Here is a 1,051-nt window from a genome sequence, read left to right as displayed (position 1 = left end):
AGGGCTTGTAGTCGAAGTGCCGGGGGCCGTCGTACGCGGGCCCGCCGCCGGGGCCGCCGTGCTCCAGCAGGTCGACGAGGGCGAACGCGTTCAGCAGGTCGCCGTGGCCGAAGACGAGGTCCTGGTCGTACTTGACGCCGCGCTGGCCGTTGAGGTCGATGTGGAACAGCTTGCCCTGCCAGAGCGCCTGGGCGATGCCGTGGGCGAAGTTCAGGCCGGCCATCTGCTCGTGCCCCACCTCCGGGTTGAGCCCGACCAGCTCGGGGCGGGCCAGGGTGGAGATGAAGGCCAGGGCGTGCCCGACGGTGGGCAGGAGGATGTCGCCGCGCGGCTCGTTGGGCTTGGGCTCGAGGGCGAAGCGCAGGTCGTAGCCGGAGTCGACGACGTACTGGCAGAGCACGTCGACGGCCTCGCGGTAGCGGTCCAGGGCGGCGCGCACGTCCTTGGCGAGGTCGTACTCGGCGCCCTCCCGGCCGCCCCACATCACGAAGGTGCGGGCGCCCAGCTCCGCGGCGAGGTCGACGTTGCGCAGCACCTTGCGTAGCGCGTAGCGCCGCACGTCGCGGTCGTTGCTGGTGAAGCCGCCGTCCTTGAAGACGGGGTGGGTGAAGAGGTTGGTGGTCACCATCGGGACCACCAGGCCGGTCTCGTCGAGCGCCTTACGGAAGCGGGCCACGTGCTGGTCGCGGGTGGCGGCGTCCGCGCCGAAGGGGATCAGGTCGTCGTCGTGCAGCGTGATCCCGTACGCGCCCAGCTCGGCGAGCCGGCGCACCGCCTCGACCGGGTCCAGCTCGGGCCGGGTGGCGTCGCCGAACGGGTCGCGGCCCTGCCAGCCCACCGTCCAGAGGCCGAAGGAGAACTTGTCGGCGGGAGTGGGACGGGGTGCCATGGCAGACCTCCGAGGTGTCGTCCGCTATTTGTTCAGTGGTTGAATTATTTGGCCGGCCTGTGGCAGTGTCAAGGGGTGACCCGACCCGACGCCCCGCCCGGGGCCGTACGCCAGGGCAGCCTGCGCGAGTGGAACCTCGCCGTGGTGCTCGGCCGGATCGCC

The 1,051-nt window shown here is 71.4% G+C and carries 1 protein-coding gene; it reads right to left on the bottom strand.

Annotated elements, in window-relative coordinates; genetic code table 11:
* Positions 1-889: xylose isomerase (xylA, locus tag AB0B91_RS66480; RefSeq protein ID WP_358343356.1), on the bottom strand; the 889-nt coding region annotated here is incomplete at its 3' end.
* Positions 890-1,051 lie beyond the last annotated feature (162 nt).

This window comes from Nonomuraea sp. NPDC049141 (genome assembly GCF_040648415.1).
In the GTDB taxonomy this organism is placed as follows: Bacteria; Actinomycetota; Actinomycetes; order Streptosporangiales; family Streptosporangiaceae; genus Nonomuraea.
The sequence above is the reverse complement of the archived record's forward strand: the minus strand, read 5'-3'. Positions and strand labels throughout refer to the sequence as shown.